Here is a 19,669-nt window from a genome sequence, read left to right on the forward strand (position 1 = left end):
TGTTATTTATCCCATGAAATTGAATAGGTATATGCGGTACTGTTCCATGAGATAGAAAACACCACTTGTTCGTTGAAGAAAATTCCACTCACCCAGAAAGTTATATTTTCTGGCGTATTTTTCTGTAATTTAATAACGACATTTTTCAAACGTGGTTCGAACCAGGAAATAGCTTGGTAAATATTATTGCTTAGTACATCAATACGTTCATCATCAGAAATATCCACATTAATGACATCGGAAACACCGTAATTTAAAACTGATTTCGGCAACTCACCAAATAAAGGGGAAATTTCAGAAATCGGTCTTGATGAAAATAACATACTCAAGTCAGAAATCAGGCTTTGGACAACTTCCTGACGTGACCAGATAAGTGCGACACCCCGTTTTTCATCTTGTGGATAATCATCTTTCAGGCGATGGAGAAATGAAGGCTGAATCATCATATTTTTCCGGCTAGAAACTGCCGGCCAAAGGCCGACAGTAAACGGTAATTGTTATTGTTTTTTGTTCTCGATAAGATCCCAACCTTCCGGCCCCACCTTAGTTCCTTTAGTTCCATCTTCTTTAAGTGGCGTAAATGTCCACTTAATTTTGGAATAGGCGATAGAAATCTGTTCTTGTGGGAATTCACCGCCACGTGAACAGGTTTCATGAACGTCAGAGATAATACATTCGTCCATTTCCACTTCCGCGTAAGGATGCATTTCGCCTTTGAAAATCGTGCAGATTTCCAGTTTCACTTTCTTAATCGCGGTACCTTGCGCTACAGCAGACAGTAAGCCAATAGAACTGGAATCCATCACCTTCACACAGTCAATGGTACGGAAATCCGCTGCACCAACGGTAATTTTACGTTTACCGCTGTCTGCAATCCGTGCATGGTTAAATAGACCAAAATTGACATGTTCCAGCTCAATCCACTCTTTATGTTTGCTGTCGGTACTTTCACCTTTAATACCATCAATTTGTAAAAAAATTGAAGAACTCATAATTAACTGCTCCAGTTAGTTGTAATAAATAGGAAAAATATTAATAAATAGAAAAATCAGGCAGCCGAGGACGGCGGTAAATCAGCAACCAACCGTAAAGACATACTTAATCCTTCTAATTGGAAATGCGGCCTTAAATAGGCTACAGCCCGATATGTTCCCGGCGATCCAGGAACTTCAACAACATCAACTCTTGCCTCCCGTAATGGGTGACTCGCTTTAATTTCCGCACCGACGGTATCAGAGCCGACAATATATTGGTTGATCCAGTTTTGCAGATAAGATTGACATTCTCCGCGGGACATAAAACTGCCCACTTTGTCACGCACAATCATTTTCAAATAATGGGCGAAACGAGATGTTGTCATAATATATTGCAATTGGGTTGATAATTTTGCGTTGGCATTTGCCAGGTCAGAATTATATTTTCTCGGCTTATTTGGTGACTGTACCGAAAAAAATGCGGCATAATCAGTTCCTTTATAATAAACCAGAGGAATGAACCCTAATTCTGCTAACTCTTTTTCGCGGCGATCAGAGATAGCCACCTCAGTCGGGCATTGCAGCACATTTTCACCGGACACAGAGGTATAGTGATACGCTGGCAATGCTTCGACCAATCCTCCTCCTTCCACACCGCGGATCGCCGCACACCAACCATACTGTTCAAATGCCGCCACCATACGGCCTGCCAGTGCATAGGCGGCGTTAATCCATAGATAACTACCGCTATCCCCTTCTTTTACCTGCTCTTCGAAGCAGAATTGTTCAACCGGGATGGTTTTTGCCCCATAAGGCAAACGGCCAATGACTCGTGGTAACGTCAAGCCGACATAACGAGAGTCATCAGATTCCCGGAAGCGTTTCCAACGCAGATAATCGGATGTTGCAAGCAGTTTGGATAAATCACGTGGACGTGGTAGCTCGCCAAAATCATTCAGCCCCAACATGCCTGCGTTGACTGAACTGATAAACGGCGCATGGGCGGCTGCGGCCACATGAGAAATCTGCTCCAGTAAATAGAGATCTTCCGGGCTGTTATCAAAGTCAAAATCACCGACAAATGCTGAATAAGGTTCACCACCAAAGGTACCGTATTCATATTCATACACATTTTTAAACAGCATTGACTGATCGAAATCCGATGCCGATTTAAAATCTTTAATCAAATCGGTTTTCGTCGCGTTCAACATGCGGATCTGGGTATTATCCGTTTCGCTTTGGTCAAGTAATCCTTTAAGCCCTACCCAAGAAGATTCCAGGCGCTGAAATTTCGGGTGATGTAATACCAGACTCAGTTGAGCGGACATCAGAGCATCAATCGCGGCGATACGTTCGTCAATGCTGTTTACCAAATCGCCGGAAACCACCAGTGAACCGGAGGTGACTTCGGCCAGAAACTGGTCGAGCTGGCTTTTTACCCGATCACGATCTGCCTCTCGACGAATGGCTTGGGTGTTATCAATAATCTGATCAAGAAAATCACTATTTGTTTCCGTCGTTTTCAATTCTTGTTGTTCAACAACGCTCTGTTCCATACTGCCCTCACTGTGCATTGTTATTTTCCGGGATATTGCTATTTTCCGGGGTGACGTCATCTGCTTCTTCATTTACCTGCGGTAATTTATCCGCATGTTCAGCTAGAATTTCCGCCAGACGGTCACGCAATTTTTCATTGCTCAATGCACGGCCTTTCAAATCACTGAGTTTGCTGCGTACCTCTAATAAATGACGAAGCGGTTCTATCTGTTTCGCCAAATTCTCTGGGGTAAAGTCAGCCATTGATTTAAATTGCAAATCGACATTAATAAATCCGCTCTGACCCGGCAGTGCGCTTTCAACTTGTAATTCCAATGAAGGCGACAAACCTTCCATCACCGCATTAAAATTATCTTTATCAACCTGCATAAAACGACGTTCACGCATCGGAATAGATTGCTCAGCAAATTGCCCAACAACACCAATAACTAAAGGCAATTCTTTTTTCTCGACCGCGCCACCTAATTCAACATCATAAGTAATCTGAACTCGGGGCGGTCTGACTTTATCAAGCTTACGTTGAGTATTCATGGCACCTTTTACCTTTATATATGACAGGAAGTGCAAACTTATGTTAAACCGCACCAAACCTGATTAAATAGCCGAATAAGATGAGAAATAGATGAAGAGATCAATTAACGCTATTGATAGCAAGCTAATATGCTGTGACACATTTAATGATATTCAAAACCCACCGTATTTCGGCGTGGAATAAATTCTCACGGATATTAACTTAATGCAATAGTCTCATGGGGAAATATAATATCTGTAAATTTATCTTATTTCATAGGTAATTGTATTTATTATGAAAAATAGACAAGGCACATTGTGATAAAAATGCATTTTCATACTTGTCTTATTTTTCATGCCACTGTTTTTAATAATCAAAATCTGACGAGTCAGAAAAATAGAAATATAGGTGGAGTTAGAGTTTGATTTAATCTGTGGTTAACTTTTTTATGGAAATAAAATACTTTTTGAGTTTTTTTAATCAAAGCGCTGATTAAGAAACAGCGCTTTATTAATATTTGATGATGATAAAGTTTTAACGCTATTATATTCCAATATCTAAGATATATTCTTGTGTTATTATTCCGCTTTTACGATGTAGTTGAATGCGATATTTCGAGGGCGGGTTTCATGGCTCGTTCTTGCTACTCGTGACGCATCAAATAGGGTTGTATAACCATTTTCATTGTTCAGGCCACCATAGTTACTTGCGAAATCGCCCATAGCAAAAACGCCTTTAGCAGAACTTGCTATTTCATTATCTCCTTTAAATGAACCTTTTAAATTTTGTAGTGCATCACTCTGGTTTGTTAGAAGTATCCTGCCAGCATCTACCCCTCTACCATCATCCCAACCACGAATAAATTCACCTCTTAAATCAGGTAATCTACCATCAGGATAAGCTGCTGCTAACTTCGGATACTGTAATGTATTAAAAGCGGAACCATTACAAGTGAAATAGCCAATAGGTGGATGAGATAATGGCCAGGGAATAGGAGAGCCAACAGGAATTTCACTGGCTGTTTTAATCAGTTTATCTACTTCTGCTCGTGTATATACTTCTGACCGAGTGTATACCTCTGTTCTAGTATATGCTCCCACATCACTCGCATTCAGATTAATATCCTCAGTCAACGCCTTACCATTTATTTTCCGGCTATTGGGTACTTTGCCATCAGTGGCTATTTGTTTTAATGCTCGATTCAGTTGAGTGGTGAGTTTAGCTATATCACCATCATCCAGAACATCATCGCTAGATTGTGTCGCGATAAAGTTAGCTACCACGGAGGCTATTGTTGATGATTGGCGTAACACCTTATTTAATACATGAGTAGAGATATTTTCTGGTGGAAACCCTTCCTGCAAACTCTTATCTGTTTCATATTTTTCTTGGCTCACCACATTAGCATTATTACTAATGGAAAAAGCTTTGAAATCATTTTTTTGGTTCATATAATTCCCTTAAATTTTATAATTAATACATTAAATTATTAGGAATAATTCAAAATAATTTATACTCATTGTTCATAACATAACGATAAGCTCGTTTCTATTAAGCCAAAATTCTGATAAAAAATAGAATTTCATCGATGATTAAAAATGGTAAAACTTTAACGATATTATATTTCGGTATTTAAGATATATTCTTGTGTTATTATTCTGCCCTCATGATGTAGTTGAATGCAATATTGCGTGGTCTTGATATTCCTACATAGTCCTTATTCACCATCCAGAGTGCAGTATGATTACCTCCAGTGTATCTGGTTCTTGCTGAAATATTGTTATCTTGGGGAGTATCCCACTGTAATTTTGTGCGATCATTGTGTGAGAAGGCAACAAGAGCATCACCATTACCAACATCCTGTACCAAATAAGACCCTTCTTGCCATGACAATAATGAACGAGATGGATCTATCCCTTTACTATCATCCCAGCCCCGAATAAACTCTCCTCTTAAATCGGGTAATCTGCCATCAGGATAAGCTTCTGCTAACTTCGGATATTGTAATTTATTAAAAGCGGAACCATTACAAGTGAGATAGCCGATAGGTGGATGAGATAATGGCCAGGGAATAGGAGAGCCAACAGGAATTTCACTGGCTGTTTTAATCAGTCTATCTACTTCTGCTCGTGTATATGCCCCCACATCGCTCGCATTCAGATTAATATCCTCAGTCAACGCCTTACCATTTATTTTCCGGCTATTAGGCACTTTGCCATCAGCGGCTATTTTTTTTAACGCTTGGTTTAGTTGGGAGGTGAGTTTATCTATATCACCATTATCCAGAACATCATCGTCAGATTGTTTCGCAATAAAATTAGCCACCACAGAAGCTATTGTTGATGATTGGCGTAATGCCTTATTTAATACATGCGTAGAGATATCATCTGGTGGAAACCCTGTTTTTAAACTCTGACTTTCCTCATATTTTTCCTGACTTACCACATTAGAATTATTAACAATAGAAAAAGCTTTAAAATCATTTTTTTGGCTCATACGCCCCTCTTAAATTAAATTGTTTTCCCATGTAATCAATATATTAAATTATCGTATCGATAACTCTATTTATTGGTGCCAATCATAGTTTAGTTCAAAAAAATAATAATGGACTATTTTTATAACTTACATGGACAATTATTTTTGTATAAGTGAGAAATAAGCAAATTAATGAGTGTGAATTATTGTCTTTCTATTTTTATGGAAAGTAAATCCATAAAATAATAAAGTTAAAATATGAAAATGTTTTTATTTGAATAATAACGGAAAGAAAAACAGGATAAAATAGATGGCAATGATTAGGATAAATGTTTTTTCAAATTTGTAAAAATAATATTTCAAGGTACATGTTTATTTCTTATTTAATATAAGCATGCATATTTAAATATTTTATTGTCCTTAAACCTAGGGGGTTAGTATTGGCACGCCGATCAATTCAAAATCAATCGTATTTCGTGTGACGACATAATGCCCCAAGCGAGTGAAAAACGAAGGTTTTCTTTACTTGGTAGCAAAGCGGAGATTCCATGATAGAGTATTAAAAGGTATTACCTTTTAATATTTAGGTGGAAAAAATGGCAACCTATGTAGAGTGTGAAGAAAAACGTGAAGCTTTCAAACAGGATGCATTGCGTGCCTGGGAAGCGTATCAAGAGAATGAACTACACCTAACGCTTGAAGAAGCGGACGATTGGTTAGCTAAGCTCGAAGCAGGAGAAGATGCGGAGTTACCTAAATGCCACGTTTGATTTGGTCTCCGTCTGCTCTTGCTGATATACAGCGGTTCTATGGTTTTCTTGCCAAAAAAGACAAAGATACTGCTCGTCGAGCTATTAAAACAATACGTGCTGGCGTGAAAATGCTGGCACGTCAGTCTGTGACTAATTCGCGGATAAATTTGAAATCAATAGCAGCATCGATTTTACGGACCAGATGATCTTTGGGCACCAGCTCGTCAAGCGAGAGCGTTTCTGGCGGGAAAGTCTGGGGAGGCAGTGTTCTTAACATAGTGGTAAGCTCCGTTTGGTGAACGGACCTTAATTAAAACAAAGTGAGCAATATTTTGAATACGATATAAATCACCAAGAAAACAGTGTGAACGTGCTTCAAATAAGCATCTGATGAAATTCCGCTGAGGTGGCCTCATAAATAGCTATAAGACATCATATGTGCTAATGTGGGTTTGTGGGTGAATTCATAAGGAGAATAAACTATGAGCCGTTTAACTATTGATATAACCGATCAACAACACAAAAGTTTGAAAGCGCTGGCAGCCTTGCATGGCAAGACAATCAAGCAATATACACTCGAACGTTTGTTCCCTGACATGACCGATAGTGATCAGGCATGGCAAGAATTGAAAGTCTTGTTAAATACGCGGATCAGTGAAGGGATGGAAGGTAAGGTATCCAAAAAAAGCATCGACGAAATTCTTAATGAAGAACTTGCCAAGAACGGACGCGATTAATGGACTATGTACTGACAGAAGCCACTGAAACCGATTTGCGCGCAATTATTAGTTATACACGTAAGCAATGGGGGGATGCTCAGGTACACCATTACATCACTACCCTGAAACAAGGTATTGGACGTCTCGCTTGCGGCAAAGGATCTTTCAAGGATATGAGCGAATTCTTTCCAGCATTGCGCATGGCGCGTTGTGAACATCACTATGTATTTTGTTTGCCACGCAAAGATGCTCCTGCATTAATAGTGGCAATTTTTCATGAGAGGATGGACTTATTGGCACGCCTTGCTGACCGACTAAAGTTGTGAAAAGAGAAATAGAGTAAATCGTGCATTTTTATTAATTAAAATGGTCAACAGGGCAAAAAGTTTAACCCTACGGGAGACCATAGATTTTTATGGTCTCGGGCATTGCTAAAGCATCAGCAATGTTTCTACGCTGCTTGGTGATTCGTTGATATTCTTCAATGGTTAGCAGGACATGTGCCGGTTTGCCACGATCTGTGATGAACACTGGACCGCTTTTAGCTGCTTTTTTTGCCCTGCTGACATCCTGATTAAATTCCCAACTCGATAAGGTTGTGATTGACATGATGCTCCTCGATATAACAGCTAATTTATGTTAGGTACGTTACTACCATAATGCTAAAGGGGCAAACTTTAGTCATTCACCCTCTTAGCATCCCAGGAAAAATTAGGTTAAATGTGTCATCACCAACCGCGTAGCCGAAGCAAGTACATCACGGCGTGATTCGGCATCTTGTTGAGGCTGGGTAAAATAAACTGCCAGAACCACAGGTGCCCCTTTTGGCGGCCAGAGAACCGCGACATCGTTAGTGGTGCCATAATCACCACCACCGGTTTTATCACCCACTGCCCAACCGGCTGGAGCACCGGCGCGAATACTGGCATCTCCGGTGGTATTTCCTTTAAGCCAGACGATTAATTGTTCACGTTGTGGAGCTGCAAGTACCTCTCCAAGTACGATTTTCTTCACGCTGGTCGCCATTGCGGCAGGTGTCGTGGTATCTCTGAGGTCACCGGGAATGGCACTGTTCAAATCGGGTTCACAGCGATCGAGTCGAAATGCAGGATCACCAACATCTTGAGTAAAGCTATTCACAGCCTCTAACCCACCCAATTCTTTAATCAATAGGTTTGCTGCGGTGTTGTCACTGTATTGTACTGTTGCTGCACATAATTGTGTGACGCTCATACCTTGGTGCAGATTTTTGCGCGCAATGGGAGCATAAGAGAGTAAGTCGGACTCACGATAGTGAATATGTTTTGCTAACAATTCTGATTGAGACATGCTTTTGTGCAATACCGCTGCAACAAGTATCAGCTTGAAAGTACTACAGAAAGGAAAACGTTCATCTCCCCGGTACTGAATTTCCTGACCGTTCGCTGTATTAATCAGCGACACGCCTAAACGGCCTTTTGTGCTATTTTCCAGTTCGGCAAGTTGTTTATGCAGGGATGAGGGAATGGCACCAGCCCATGTCGGAAAAGCAAAGTTGATCAATGGAAGTGTGATACCGGCTAATAACAACGAACGCCTCAACGGAGAGTGTTTCATATTTGAATCTCGTAATATAGATAGTAAAAAATGCATTATAGAGAGAAAAAAGTAATGTCGCACTATTTTTAATGATATTTTATTATGGCGATTTTTATCATGATAAGCACGATGTTTAATTTGCGATATAATGTTAAATAATCCTTAATTTAATACAGCAGTAATTATAGCCAGAAGATTGATAAATTATTTTAGCTATTTTTCATTCATTTTGTTTTCTATGTTAAAAATTAAATTCAATTACCTATTAATGAATGATTTATATTATTTGTGGCTGTGATTTCACCCTAATGAAATGGTGGTATTTTGTTGATTTTTAATTATTTTTTAATTTTATTTATGGGTGTAAAATTAAACTTTAACCAAAGAAAACAAATTTAAAATAGTAAACATTAAAAATATAAATACAGATTTATCATTACAACTTAATAAATGTAATCATTAACATAATACAATTATAATCTTTTAAAATTCGTTGTTAAATAAAAAATCAATATATTCCATTTGTAAATTAATTATTGAATGAATTATATTGAAAGAGTAATCACAACTATTCTAATAAATAAGAAGTGAATGTCAGTATTATGAATTAATTCGTCTTGAATTAACAAGGTATTTATAGAGAATAATGGATTTTAATTTCTTTTTTCAAACCAATTAAATGAATTAGCGATAAAAATTTTCTCTTAAATTACATGTGTATACTTATTTTATATATATTAAATGAAATTAATTAATCTCTCTTTATAATGTTGTGGACTATAGCTATTCATTCATTTAGTTACTTTTAAAAACTATCAATGATGATAATAGATATGTCAGCGTGTTTATTCTCACCGGTGAGACCATTTAGCATATAAACTTAATTTATTCAATTAAAGTTTTGTAAAAATATTAAATTTTCATTATGGCTCACTAATTTATAAATTTTTAGATAATTACTCTTTAAATGATCTATATCAATCTATACTTACCTATCTGGTTAATATTTTTAAAACACTTTTTTAACCTTATTTTAACTTAACAAGGATATGCATCATGGGTGTTTTTCAGTACAAAGACTTTGATGACACTACTTCTAAAGAACTATTTTCCGACGCAAAAGCTATCGCCGGGTATGCTTACCATAATCTGGGTAGCGGATTTGCTGAGGGGTATTACAATTACGGTTTTGGTTTAGGGATGCCATTAACATTGCTGACCGCAATTCTCGGCAGTACGACATCGCAGGGCATCACGCCTAAATTGCCTTGGAATCCGGACGCAGAAAAACAAGCACAAGATAAACTCAATGAATCGGGATGGTTTACTATCAGTGCTGATGAATTAGGCTATCAGGGTAGAACTGATGCCCGCGGTACTTTTTTTGGCGAAAAATCAAGTCATTCCACTGCTCAGGCAGAGGTAATGGGGAAATATGATGCTGATGGTAATTTGATTTCTATTGGCATTGCGTTTCGCGGTACGAGTGGTCCCCGAGAGTCAATTATTACCGATACATTCGGTGACTTTATGAACAATGTGTTGGTGGCTTTAGGTAAGAAAGACTATTCGAATGACTATACGCCAAACGCTTTCGGTCGGCTGCTGGACCATGTAGCTAATTATGCCAAAGCTCACGGTTTGACAGGCAGTGACGTTGTGGTCAGCGGCCATAGTTTGGGTGGGTTAGCTGTGAATAGTATGGCGGAGTCTAGCGATACGAAATGGGGGGGATTCTACTCCCAGTCGAACTATATCTCTTTCGCTTCGCCATCACAGTATGAGAAAGATAATAAGGTGCTGAATGTAGGATATGAAAATGATCCTGTATTCCGCGTACTAAAAGGTACCAGCGTTGATGCGTTCTCTCCAGGCGTTCATGATGTACCAAGGGATTCGGCTACAAATAATATTGTTAATTTTAATGATCACTATGCATCAGACTGGTGGAATGTGTTGCCCTTCTCTATTGCTAATCCATCAACTTGGGTTTCGCATGTGACGCCGTTTTACCAGAGCGGCATGCAACGTATTATGGAGTCAACGTTCTATAATCTAACTCATAAAGACTCTACTATTGTTGTCAGCAATCTTTCCAACGTCACCCGTGAAAATACTTGGGTGCAGGATTTGAACCGGAATGCTGAAAAACACACTGGCAGTACTTTTGTTATCGGTACCGACGGCAACGACCTAATTAAAGGTGGTAAAGGAAACGATTATCTGGAAGGGCGCGACGGCAATGATATATTCCGCGATGACGGTGGATTTAACATGATTGCCGGCGGGAAAGGCCATAATACTTTTGACTTACAGAAGTCACTAAAAAATGCAGAAATAGCCTATGATCAGGCAGGTACATTGTATGTGCGTGATGCACAAGGTGGTATCACAGTTGCTACGGATATTTCCACTATAAGAAGTAAAGAAAGTACCTGGCTGTTTTTGACTAAACAGGTGGATTCTCAAGTCAGGGCCGATGGTTTGTATTCCAACAGCGGATTGAAGACGAAATACGCCAATTCAGTAACAGGCAACGATGGGAATGATACACTGACTTCTAAAACTTCCGGTAGCTGGTTGTTCGGTCTGGATGGTGATGATACGTTGATCGGCTTCGGCAATAATAATGTTTTCGTCGGTGGTGAAGGCAACGATGTCATGAAAAGTCAGGGTAATAACAATACCTTCCTGTTCAACGGTGATTTTGGACAAGACATCATCTATGGCTACAATAAGACTGATAAATTAGTATTCCTGGGTACCGAAGGCAGCAGTGATAAAAGTAATTATCTGGATCATGCTTCTATGGTGGATAATGATCTGGTATTTACCTTTGGCCAAAACTCAGTCACTCTGGTTGGCGTCAGCATGGACAGCTTATTGGCGGATAATATAATACTGGCGTAACATATAAATTATGCGATACCCCTATTCGTGAAGTGGCCATGCAAAATGGCCACCTTTGCTCTAGAGTCAATTTACAATATTTTCTGTTATTGACACTCGCTGAAGGACGGGGTTTTACGGCGCATCGGATAAGGTGTGACCAACGGCGTATTTCGCCTGCCATGCTTTAGGGTTGAGCAAATAATGTTGCCGGAAGCGTTTAGAAAAGTGGCTTGGGCTGGAATACCCCACTGCGGTGGAAACGTCAATGACACTCATTCCTTTTTTCAATAAATCTTCTGCGGTTATCATACGGACATTCTCCAAGTATTGATGGAAAGTGCGAAAAACAACCGCACGAAATCCCTCTTTTAATTTCCGTTCATTCAAGCCAACTGCTCTTGATAATGATTTTATCGTCCAGGGATAATGATAATCATTGTTAATTATTTTTATTGCATTATAAACAGCACGGCGTTGCAACCCGCTGATCACATTATATTGACAATCGTAAATTTGAGATGCTACACAAGCGAGTATTTCTAACGCTTTTGCTTTTAAATAAACCTTTCTTATACTGCCACTTAATTGGCACTCTTCTATTTGATTCACTATCTGCATAAACGGTGGGTAAATGGGGCATGCCATCATCAATACATCACTGTAGCTAGCGTTCTTCTCAAAGCCAGCCGCTAATTGAGTGAAAGGGGGTAGTTCTTGAGCTTCAATTTCGTTCAATGAGAAACGAATATCGAGAATATGCCATGAGCCGCAGCCAAAGAAGTTCATGCCACGAGTTATTTTAGGTGAACGGAAAAATATCATCATTCCCGAATTGATATCTAAAACATCACCATTTTCGATCGCCATTTTTCCTTTACCGTTTAAAATAAACGCAATTGATACCGTTGGCGGCCCTTCACAATATTCTGTGATATCTTTGTTGAGTTCAAGACGAATTCGGTTTATATGAATTCCGTCAGATAATTCCTCAGTCAATAAAGGCAGATTTGTGTTATTTTTATCCGCATGTGAATGCATGCAATTGCAATGGTCAGCCGTGAAAATTCCTAATTTCTTGCTATAGATCGTCTTCATGAGATCCCCTATAAAATTAGCATCGGATACCGGTTAAAAAGCGTTTCCTCACTTAAAACAGTGTTTCTTGCATATTAAAAGCATTACATTTTTATTTTATATATATGCATATTGTGAAGGTCACTCACTTTATCATTAATGATAATCATTATTAATAGTACGTAACGCGCTATTTTTGTCCCTATCCCGTTAGCACTGATGGAGTACTATCGGTAGTATTCCGTTATGTTTTTTTACTTTACCACACTTAATTTTTGTAAAACATGATTTAAACGGTGCATAACGAGTTATTTATATGAAAAAAAAATACGCTAAGGCGTCTGTCTTATGTTGTTTAATTTCGCCTGTAGTATGGGCAGAACATTCGTCTGGCGCGATAGAAGATTCTTTGATTGTAACGGCCAATAAACGAGAAGAGGCGCTAAATAAAGTAGATGGCAGCATTCTGGTTAAAACGGGCGAAGAGCTTGTGCAGGCCGGTATCACTCAAGTACAAGATCTTGAACGAGCTTTCCCTGGTTTACAGATCCGCTCACGGGGAAATCGAACCTATTCAGCAACAACCATTCGAGGTATTAGTTCGCCGGATTTCTATTCTCCTTCTGTTCGAGTTTATGTCGATGGCGTTCCTCAAGATCACCAATTCCTAACACAAGAATTAATCAACGTGGAACGTGTAGAATTATTACGCGGTCCACAAGGGACTTTATATGGCGGAAATGCACAGGCGGGCGTTATCAATATCGTCACCCGTTCGCCGCAAGAAGGCCCGTGGCTAAACCTTTCCGGTAATTACTCTAAACTGAAACAAGGCGGCTCTTTCAGCGGATCAATACCGCTTATTGAAGATATCCTTTATGGAAGTACCAGCTTGCGTTGGGTAAAAGAGCCTGGGCAAATTGATGTACCTAATAGCGGTAATAAAAATATTGATTCCAGCAAAACTTGGCTTGGTCGAGGGCAATTGACATTTGCGCCAGAAGATTCTTCGTTCAGTGCTGAACTTAGCTTCGCTCATGAAGATCTCGATTCCCATGAAGAACTCTATTTAAACGACGAACAATTTCGTCGGAAAGAATACGATGGTCCTATCCCTGATTTAACCCGGCGGGTTAACAGCTATGCATTCAAGGCTGAATATGATTTCGGCAACAGTGTGTTAACCAGTGTGACTTCTTATCAGGATCGCGATATTTACCGTGATTTCATTGGCGGTAAATGGAAAGAGAAACACCACGCTGCCACGCAAGAGCTGCGTTTGAACTCTCATTTCTCAAATGGGATTAGCAGCGTTCTCGGCGGCTGGTTTTCAGATGAAAAGAATAAACACCATACCAGTGGTTATCCCGGTTACTATGGCGATGCGGCCAACACAATAAAAGGTCAATCGCTGGCACTGTTTGGTGAAGTGAAGTTGCCGTTTGCTTCTCAGTGGGATTTAACTTTGGGTGGGCGTTTGTCCCATGAAAAGTCGCAGATAGATTATGCGGGCCGTTCTGGCATGGTAGCGATCGAAGCTTTTAATAACCAGGTTTCCAGCAATGAGTTCACACCTAAAGTTGCATTAGGTTGGCAATTGACTCCAGATACCCGTTTTTATATCTCCGCCACTAAAGGGTACAAACCCGGTGGATTCAATAATATTGTCTCCTCCGCCAATGACAGAAAACCCTACGATACTGAAACCTCAGATAATTATGAGCTAGGCTGGCATACCGCGTTCTTTGATAACGCGGTGACATTAGACAGCGCCGTTTACTACATTCGTTCGAAAGATAAACAAATTTATGTTGGTCCGATCGGCGCGCAGTTTATACGCAATGTGGGTAAAGCAGAGAGCAGAGGCATTGAGTTGAGTAGCCAGATTAAGCCAATGAAAGGGCTAAAATTTTCTCTTGGCGGAAGTGCCGGTAAATCAAACTTCGTTGATGCGACCGATACAGAGAATGGCATAAGTTATGACAATAAACGTCTGCCTTATGCGCCAGATGTCATGCTTAATGCAAGTTTTGACTACTTAATTGATCAAACGTTGTTACCCGGTAACCTCTATTTAAATGCCGGTGCCCGTTACTATTCAAAAAGTTATTTTAATGAAGCGAATACTCTTGAACAGGGTGGATACGCTCTTTATGACGCTTCATTCAGTTTAGAAATGGCACACGGGGTTAGCGTAAAACTCTATGGCGAAAATCTGGGTGATAAAAAGTATCGTGTCTCCAGTTTCATTGTGGGGCCAAATACGCTCAGTATGATCAATAAGGGTTTGAATGTTGGGTTAGATGTGAGCGTTGCACTATGACGCATAATATCTCCCATCCTCGTCATATATCGTTATTACTGCTAACTTTAGCGGGTGTTTACACCCTCCAAAGCACGATCGGCATGTTGACGTTACAAAGTATGCCGGCATTTTTACGCAGCCACGGTGTAACCCCGGATAAAATCGGCTTGCTCTACCTGTTGATGTTGCCTTGGGCATTCAAATTCCTTTGGGCACCTATTATCGAGCGCTATCGTAAATCTGGTTCGGGGGATGCAAACCCCCGTCGTATCATGATCTGCGGTAATCTGCTAATTACATTGCTTTTTTGTTCAATGTCATTGGCAAGACCTGCCGAACATATGCCGCTGATTATTATCGGCCTGTTTCTGATCACAATTTGTTTGACGGTGGTGGATACCACCACCGATGGTCACGCTATTGACCGATTACCGCCAAAGCACCGCCCTTGGTGTAATGTTATGCAAGTTGGCGGCGGTTATTTAGGCTCCATCATAGGCAGCGGTCTGTTTCTGTACCTTGTTTCACTGTACGGTTGGCATATTGGTGCAGGGGTGTTAGCTATAGTGATTCTATTGATGTCATTGCCTGTCCTATTTTTACGGGAAACACAAGTAGAAAAAGCGCCAACGGTTTTAAAGGCCCCAGTCGCCCCTTCACTTAAGAATGCCCTCCGTCGGTCATCGGTTAGACAAGCACTGGTTTTGATATTGTTGTGTATGATTGGTACACGCCTTTCACTCGGCATGCTTTCGCCATTTTTGATCGATCGCGGTGTGGATTTAACTCAACTCGGTATCATTGCCGCCAGTGGCGGCGCATTAGCTGGATTATCTGGTGTTATGCTTGGTGGTATCATTGTACGTAAATTCGGTGCTGTCCAGACACTACTGGCTGTCATGCTGCTTGAATCTATCGTATTAGCCTGTATTTTCTGGCTTGCCAAGCAACCAGAAGCGCCGTTATCCCTGCTTTCAGCCGCATATGTCTTCATCACGTTAATCACCGCCGCCAAATTTGTGGCGCTGTATACCCAGATGATGTCGCTTGCGGCAGGCGCTCAGTCTGGTGTGGATTTTGCGTTGATGCAATCCACCGATATGGGCATTGCAATTATCTGTTCCATGATGGGGGGATTGATAGTGACTAAAGCAGGCTACGCCGCCCTTTTCATGCTTGCACTCATTTTCACCTTCATTGCCCTGTTCTGGACATTGCATAAATTCCATGATTTCCAGCGGGAGAATGTGCATGCATAGCCATGATTCTTCTGTTCAGAACTCACCGGAGCAGCGTGCGGCTGATGCCGGCGTTATTAAAGAATTATGGTATATGATGCGCCCATACCGCACGCTGAGCTATGTTGCTATTGCACTTGCCATTCTTTCCGCCGGTTTGCAAATGTTACCGGCGGCGGTTGCCGGGCTTATCACTCAATCTATCTATGATGGACAATATGATACCCTATTGCATTATGGCGTTATGTTATTGGGATTCACGTTTGCCGCTATGTTGGCCTTTAGTGGTTCAACGTTTTTTGCTCATTTGATTGCCGCTGATGTACAGGCTGACGTTCGTCGCAATATTAGCCGTAAGTTGAAGTCTGTGCCTTTGGGCTTTTTCATGCTAACCGACAGCACTGAAATAAAAAAGATGATGCTAGATGACGTCGAGCAACTTGAAGATGGTATTGCCCATATCATTCCAGAGATGTCTGCTACCCTGTTTGGACCACTGATCGCATTGAGCGTCATGCTGGCCATTGATTGGCGGTTAGCCTTGGCGGCATTTGCGCCAACTTTGGGTGCCTGCCTGTTATTCGTCTATATCCAGATGAAGGTGCAAACGACAACTCAGCGTTTTTATGCCGCCCAGAACCGTATTGCTTCAACAATGGGTGAAGTTATTAATGCGATTCCGGTGGTTAAAACCTATTCAGGCGGCAAGGTTGCGTTGCAACGCGCTGAGGAAGCTTTCACCGCCCTGACACGGATTATTGATGTCTGGGTTGAGAAAGTGCAGGTCAAATCCAGCCGGTTTTTCGTGCTATCCAGTGCTAACCTGTTGTTTGTCCTCCCTTTGGCGGTCTGGTTATTAAACCGACAAGAGATCACGTTATTCGAATTCACTTTCTTTATTCTGGCGGCAATGGCATTTGGCAATATTGCCTCATCCATGTTCGCTGTGATGACACGTTTGCAACAGCAAGAAGCGTTAATCACACGTTATCGTTGGTTAATGAATCAACCTGAGCTGGTGCCTTGTACTCAGAGCCAAACACCGGCGGATCACAGCGTTGCTTTGCATAATGTCAGTTTCTCCTACCAGGATGAGCAGGAGAATGCGTTAAATGATATTTCATTTTCTATACCGGCGGGAAGTTCATTAGCCTTAGTCGGTGCTAGTGGTTCGGGTAAATCTACGGTAGCAAGCCTTATCGCACGTCTTTGGGACCCTCAACACGGTCAGGTGACTATCGGCGGTGTTGATATCCGTCATATGGATGAACCGACGCTACGCAATAATGTCTCTTTTGTTTTCCAACGCGTGTTCCTGTTCAACGATACAGTGGCTAATAACATACGATTAGCCTGTCCTAACGCTTCACAGGCAGAAGTTGAAGCGGCCGCTATCGCAGCACAAGCAGATCAATTTATTCAACAATTGCCACAGGGTTACGACACAGTACTGAACGGCGGCGTAAGTTTATCAGTAGGCGAAAAACAGCGTATTGCCGTTGCTGCCGCTATTCTGAAAAACGCACCAATTCTTGTATTGGATGAAGCTACAGCCTATGCCGATCCAGAATGTGAAAAAGAGATGCAACAGGCGCTCAATGCCTTATGCCGCAATAAGACAGTGATTGTCATTGCTCATCGTCTACCGACTATCCGTCATCTTGATCGAATACTGGTTTTAGACAAAGGACAGATTATCGAACAAGGCACCCATCAGGAGCTGGTCGCGCAGCAAGGTGCATATGCCAGACAGCGGGCAGCTTGGCGGGGAGAAAAAACCGGGACAGGAGCAAATTATCATGAGGCTATTTAATCGTCTTCAGCAACATCTATCACCCAAAATGCAAAGAGTTTGGTTCAAGGGATTGTTATATAAACAATTTGATACTGTTGCGATTATGGCCCAACTTGCTATTGCTGCCTGGGCTATTACTCATCTGGGGGAAAGTGACAACGCTATGCTGCCGCTTACCACTTTGGGATTACTGGTTATTTTACTGTTGCTGCGATTTACTTTTATGGCTCGGGCATTACGTAAGCTCACCATTGCCGCCTATGGATTGGGCATAGAAATTCGTCGCGCTCTACTGCAACGCCTTGTCAGTATGTCTGTCGCCACGATTCGAGGATTGAGTGCCGGAAAGATAGCGTTAACGTTATCTGAGGATGTGCAATGGCAGGAAAATCAGTCAGCCTATACCACACCGCAAATCGCCTGTCAGGTTATGATGCTGACCCTTATCTACCTGGCTTTATTCTGGTTTGATTGGGTGGTTGCCGGCAGTGCATTATTGGTGCTAATGGTTGGGATGCTCATCTTGGCGGCTATCCGTAAAAAACTGAATGAAATATTTCGCTTACGCGCAGTTATGATGGCTGATGTATCCGAAGCTATCGTTGAGTACGCCCAAGGCATGTCTTTTATTCGCGCTGCGGCAGCTACTACGACGATAGAACAGCGCTTTGACCGCGAAATCGACCAATTACGTGTCGCGTTCCGCCGTGGGGTATTCAGAAGTATTCCACTATTGAGCTTGTTTTATATCATTATTGATACTAGCGTGGTTGTTGGCATTCTGGCTGGTGCCCTGAGCTTTAATTCATCGGAAGCATTAACACTTTCGGAAATGCTTATCACGATTCTGTTGTTGTTTGCCTCGATTACCCCCCTGCGTGGGATCATCCCCCTGCTCAATATCACAGCCTTAACGCAAGTAGGCGAAGCCCATATTGCAGAGATAGAAACCATTGCAACGCAAGCTTCCGGGCCACTAGCCGCGCCAGACAAATATGATGTTGAAGTTAATAACATTTCGTTTAGCTATCCAGGTACGAATCAACCCGCTATCCACGATGTGTCGTTTTATGCGCCGCAAGGCAGTATGACCGCCATTGTCGGACCCAGTGGCAGTGGAAAATCCACACTGGCTTATCTATTGCTCTCTTTCTATCAACTGGATAAGGGGGAAATCCGCTTGGGTGGAAATGATATCCATCATTACCAAACCCAGGCGCTGTATGACACCGTTACTATGGTATTTCAGGAAACCGCGCTATTTCAGGATACCGTCGCTAACAATCTCCGGTTGGGTAATCCCAATGCAACCCAGTTAGAACTGGAGCAAGCTGCTCGCCTTGCCAATATTCACGATACGATTTTGGCATTACCACAAGGGTACGACACTCTGTTAGGCGTGGATGGTGGTACGCTATCTGGCGGCGAGCGTCAGCGTCTTGCCATTGCCCGTGCCATCTTGAAACAATCTCCGGTTTTATTCCTCGATGAAGCGACGGCTTCTCTCGATCCCGCAAACGAACAATTAATACAACAGGCGTTTGATTCTCTTGCCCAGAATAAAACAGTCTTTGTTATCGCTCATCGGCTGAGCACTATAACCCGCGCTGACCAAATATTGGTGATGGATCATGGAACCCTTTGTGATAGCGGCACTCACGACGAATTGTTAGGGCGTTGTTCACTATACCAATCTCTTTGGGAAAACCACCTTGGCTCAGAAGAGCACTGGCATCTATACCCAAATACGCAAAATTAAGGTGTAACCCACCGTTTCGTAACCGTCATTATTTAATAGG

At 41.4% G+C, this 19,669-nt stretch carries 19 protein-coding genes; 9 read left to right on the forward strand and 10 right to left on the reverse strand.

The genetic code is table 11. The features are described from left to right. Positions 1-2 precede the first annotated feature (2 nt). From tssE to EAE91_RS07340, 6 genes are all read right to left on the reverse strand, one after another. Entirely contained in the window at positions 3-446 is a 444-nt protein-coding gene (gene tssE / locus EAE91_RS07315) for a type VI secretion system baseplate subunit TssE (protein ID WP_214087904.1), read from the reverse strand. A gap of 51 nt (positions 447-497) precedes the next feature. Next, positions 498-992: an Hcp family type VI secretion system effector gene (locus EAE91_RS07320; protein WP_011146547.1), complete on the reverse strand. Its 495-nt coding sequence runs from the start codon at positions 990-992 to the stop codon at positions 498-500. A gap of 56 nt (positions 993-1,048) precedes the next feature. Beyond that, positions 1,049-2,530 (reverse strand): type VI secretion system contractile sheath large subunit, encoded by a 1,482-nt coding sequence (tssC, locus tag EAE91_RS07325; protein WP_214087905.1) that lies wholly within the window; start codon positions 2,528-2,530, stop codon positions 1,049-1,051. Between the two features lie 7 nt (positions 2,531-2,537). Next, entirely contained in the window at positions 2,538-3,062 is a 525-nt protein-coding gene (tssB, locus tag EAE91_RS07330; protein ID WP_214087906.1) for a type VI secretion system contractile sheath small subunit, read from the reverse strand. 558 nt (positions 3,063-3,620) lie between these two features. Beyond that, entirely contained in the window at positions 3,621-4,493 is an 873-nt protein-coding gene (locus tag EAE91_RS07335; protein WP_214087907.1) for a phage tail protein, read from the reverse strand. 202 nt (positions 4,494-4,695) lie between these two features. After that, positions 4,696-5,538 carry a phage tail protein gene (locus tag EAE91_RS07340; protein ID WP_214087908.1) on the reverse strand — a complete coding sequence of 281 codons (843 nt, stop codon included), beginning with the start codon at positions 5,536-5,538 and terminating at the stop codon, positions 4,696-4,698. A 575-nt stretch (positions 5,539-6,113) separates the two neighbouring features. Between EAE91_RS07340 and EAE91_RS07345 the strand changes: the two genes are divergently transcribed. Both EAE91_RS07345 and EAE91_RS07350 read left to right on the forward strand, forming a co-directional pair. Continuing rightward, on the forward strand, positions 6,114-6,287 hold the full coding sequence (locus tag EAE91_RS07345) for a hypothetical protein (protein WP_214087909.1): 174 nt from the start codon (positions 6,114-6,116) through the stop codon (positions 6,285-6,287). Continuing rightward, positions 6,275-6,475, forward strand: coding sequence for a type II toxin-antitoxin system RelE/ParE family toxin (locus EAE91_RS07350; RefSeq protein WP_244868719.1), 201 nt, complete (start codon positions 6,275-6,277; stop codon positions 6,473-6,475). Before EAE91_RS07345 ends, EAE91_RS07350 begins: the two co-directional genes overlap by 13 nt. Here the strand turns inward: EAE91_RS07350 and EAE91_RS07355 are convergent. Then, positions 6,409-6,546, reverse strand: coding sequence for a hypothetical protein (locus EAE91_RS07355; protein WP_214088002.1), 138 nt, complete (start codon positions 6,544-6,546; stop codon positions 6,409-6,411). The two genes, EAE91_RS07350 and EAE91_RS07355, sit on opposite strands and share 67 nt — an antisense overlap. A gap of 205 nt (positions 6,547-6,751) precedes the next feature. Here EAE91_RS07355 and EAE91_RS07360 point away from each other — a divergent pair, with 205 nt between their 5' ends. Next, positions 6,752-7,006, forward strand: a complete 255-nt coding sequence (locus EAE91_RS07360) for an antitoxin (protein ID WP_011146571.1) — start codon at positions 6,752-6,754, stop codon at positions 7,004-7,006. Continuing rightward, positions 7,006-7,314 (forward strand): type II toxin-antitoxin system RelE/ParE family toxin, encoded by a 309-nt coding sequence (locus EAE91_RS07365; RefSeq protein WP_214087910.1) that lies wholly within the window; start codon positions 7,006-7,008, stop codon positions 7,312-7,314. Before EAE91_RS07360 ends, EAE91_RS07365 begins: the two co-directional genes overlap by 1 nt. Positions 7,315-7,381: 67 nt before the next feature. On the opposite strand, the gene EAE91_RS07370 is transcribed toward EAE91_RS07365, so the two are convergent. Beyond that, positions 7,382-7,597 (reverse strand): type II toxin-antitoxin system Phd/YefM family antitoxin, encoded by a 216-nt coding sequence (locus tag EAE91_RS07370; RefSeq protein WP_214087911.1) that lies wholly within the window; start codon positions 7,595-7,597, stop codon positions 7,382-7,384. Positions 7,598-7,699: 102 nt separating this feature from the next. After that, complete coding sequence (bla, locus tag EAE91_RS07375; RefSeq protein ID WP_214087912.1) at positions 7,700-8,584, reverse strand: class A beta-lactamase; 885 nt, start codon at positions 8,582-8,584, stop codon at positions 7,700-7,702. A 1,038-nt stretch (positions 8,585-9,622) separates the two neighbouring features. Here bla and EAE91_RS07380 point away from each other — a divergent pair. Then, on the forward strand, positions 9,623-11,476 hold the full coding sequence (locus EAE91_RS07380) for a polyurethane esterase (protein ID WP_214087913.1): 1,854 nt from the start codon (positions 9,623-9,625) through the stop codon (positions 11,474-11,476). Between the two features lie 114 nt (positions 11,477-11,590). On the opposite strand, the gene EAE91_RS07385 is transcribed toward EAE91_RS07380, so the two are convergent. After that, positions 11,591-12,553: a helix-turn-helix transcriptional regulator gene (locus EAE91_RS07385; protein ID WP_214087914.1), complete on the reverse strand. Its 963-nt coding sequence runs from the start codon at positions 12,551-12,553 to the stop codon at positions 11,591-11,593. Between the two features lie 295 nt (positions 12,554-12,848). Here EAE91_RS07385 and EAE91_RS07390 point away from each other — a divergent pair, with 295 nt between their 5' ends. Genes EAE91_RS07390 through EAE91_RS07405 form a run of 4 tightly spaced genes read left to right on the forward strand, consistent with a single transcriptional unit; the run spans position 12,849 to position 19,629 of the window. Beyond that, a complete protein-coding gene (locus tag EAE91_RS07390; RefSeq protein ID WP_214087915.1) occupies positions 12,849-14,855 on the forward strand; it encodes a TonB-dependent receptor in 2,007 nt (668 codons plus the stop codon). After that, positions 14,852-16,096: an MFS transporter gene (locus tag EAE91_RS07395; RefSeq protein WP_214087916.1), complete on the forward strand. Its 1,245-nt coding sequence runs from the start codon at positions 14,852-14,854 to the stop codon at positions 16,094-16,096. Before EAE91_RS07390 ends, EAE91_RS07395 begins: the two co-directional genes overlap by 4 nt. After that, positions 16,089-17,888 (forward strand): ABC transporter ATP-binding protein, encoded by a 1,800-nt coding sequence (locus EAE91_RS07400; protein WP_244868720.1) that lies wholly within the window; start codon positions 16,089-16,091, stop codon positions 17,886-17,888. Before EAE91_RS07395 ends, EAE91_RS07400 begins: the two co-directional genes overlap by 8 nt. Continuing rightward, positions 17,818-19,629: an ABC transporter ATP-binding protein gene (locus EAE91_RS07405; protein WP_244868721.1), complete on the forward strand. Its 1,812-nt coding sequence runs from the start codon at positions 17,818-17,820 to the stop codon at positions 19,627-19,629. The genes EAE91_RS07400 and EAE91_RS07405 overlap by 71 nt, the downstream gene beginning before the upstream one ends. The last annotated feature ends 40 nt before the right edge of the window (positions 19,630-19,669 follow it).

Source organism: Photorhabdus noenieputensis (genome assembly GCF_018448935.1).
GTDB lineage: Bacteria > Pseudomonadota > Gammaproteobacteria > Enterobacterales > Enterobacteriaceae > Photorhabdus > Photorhabdus noenieputensis.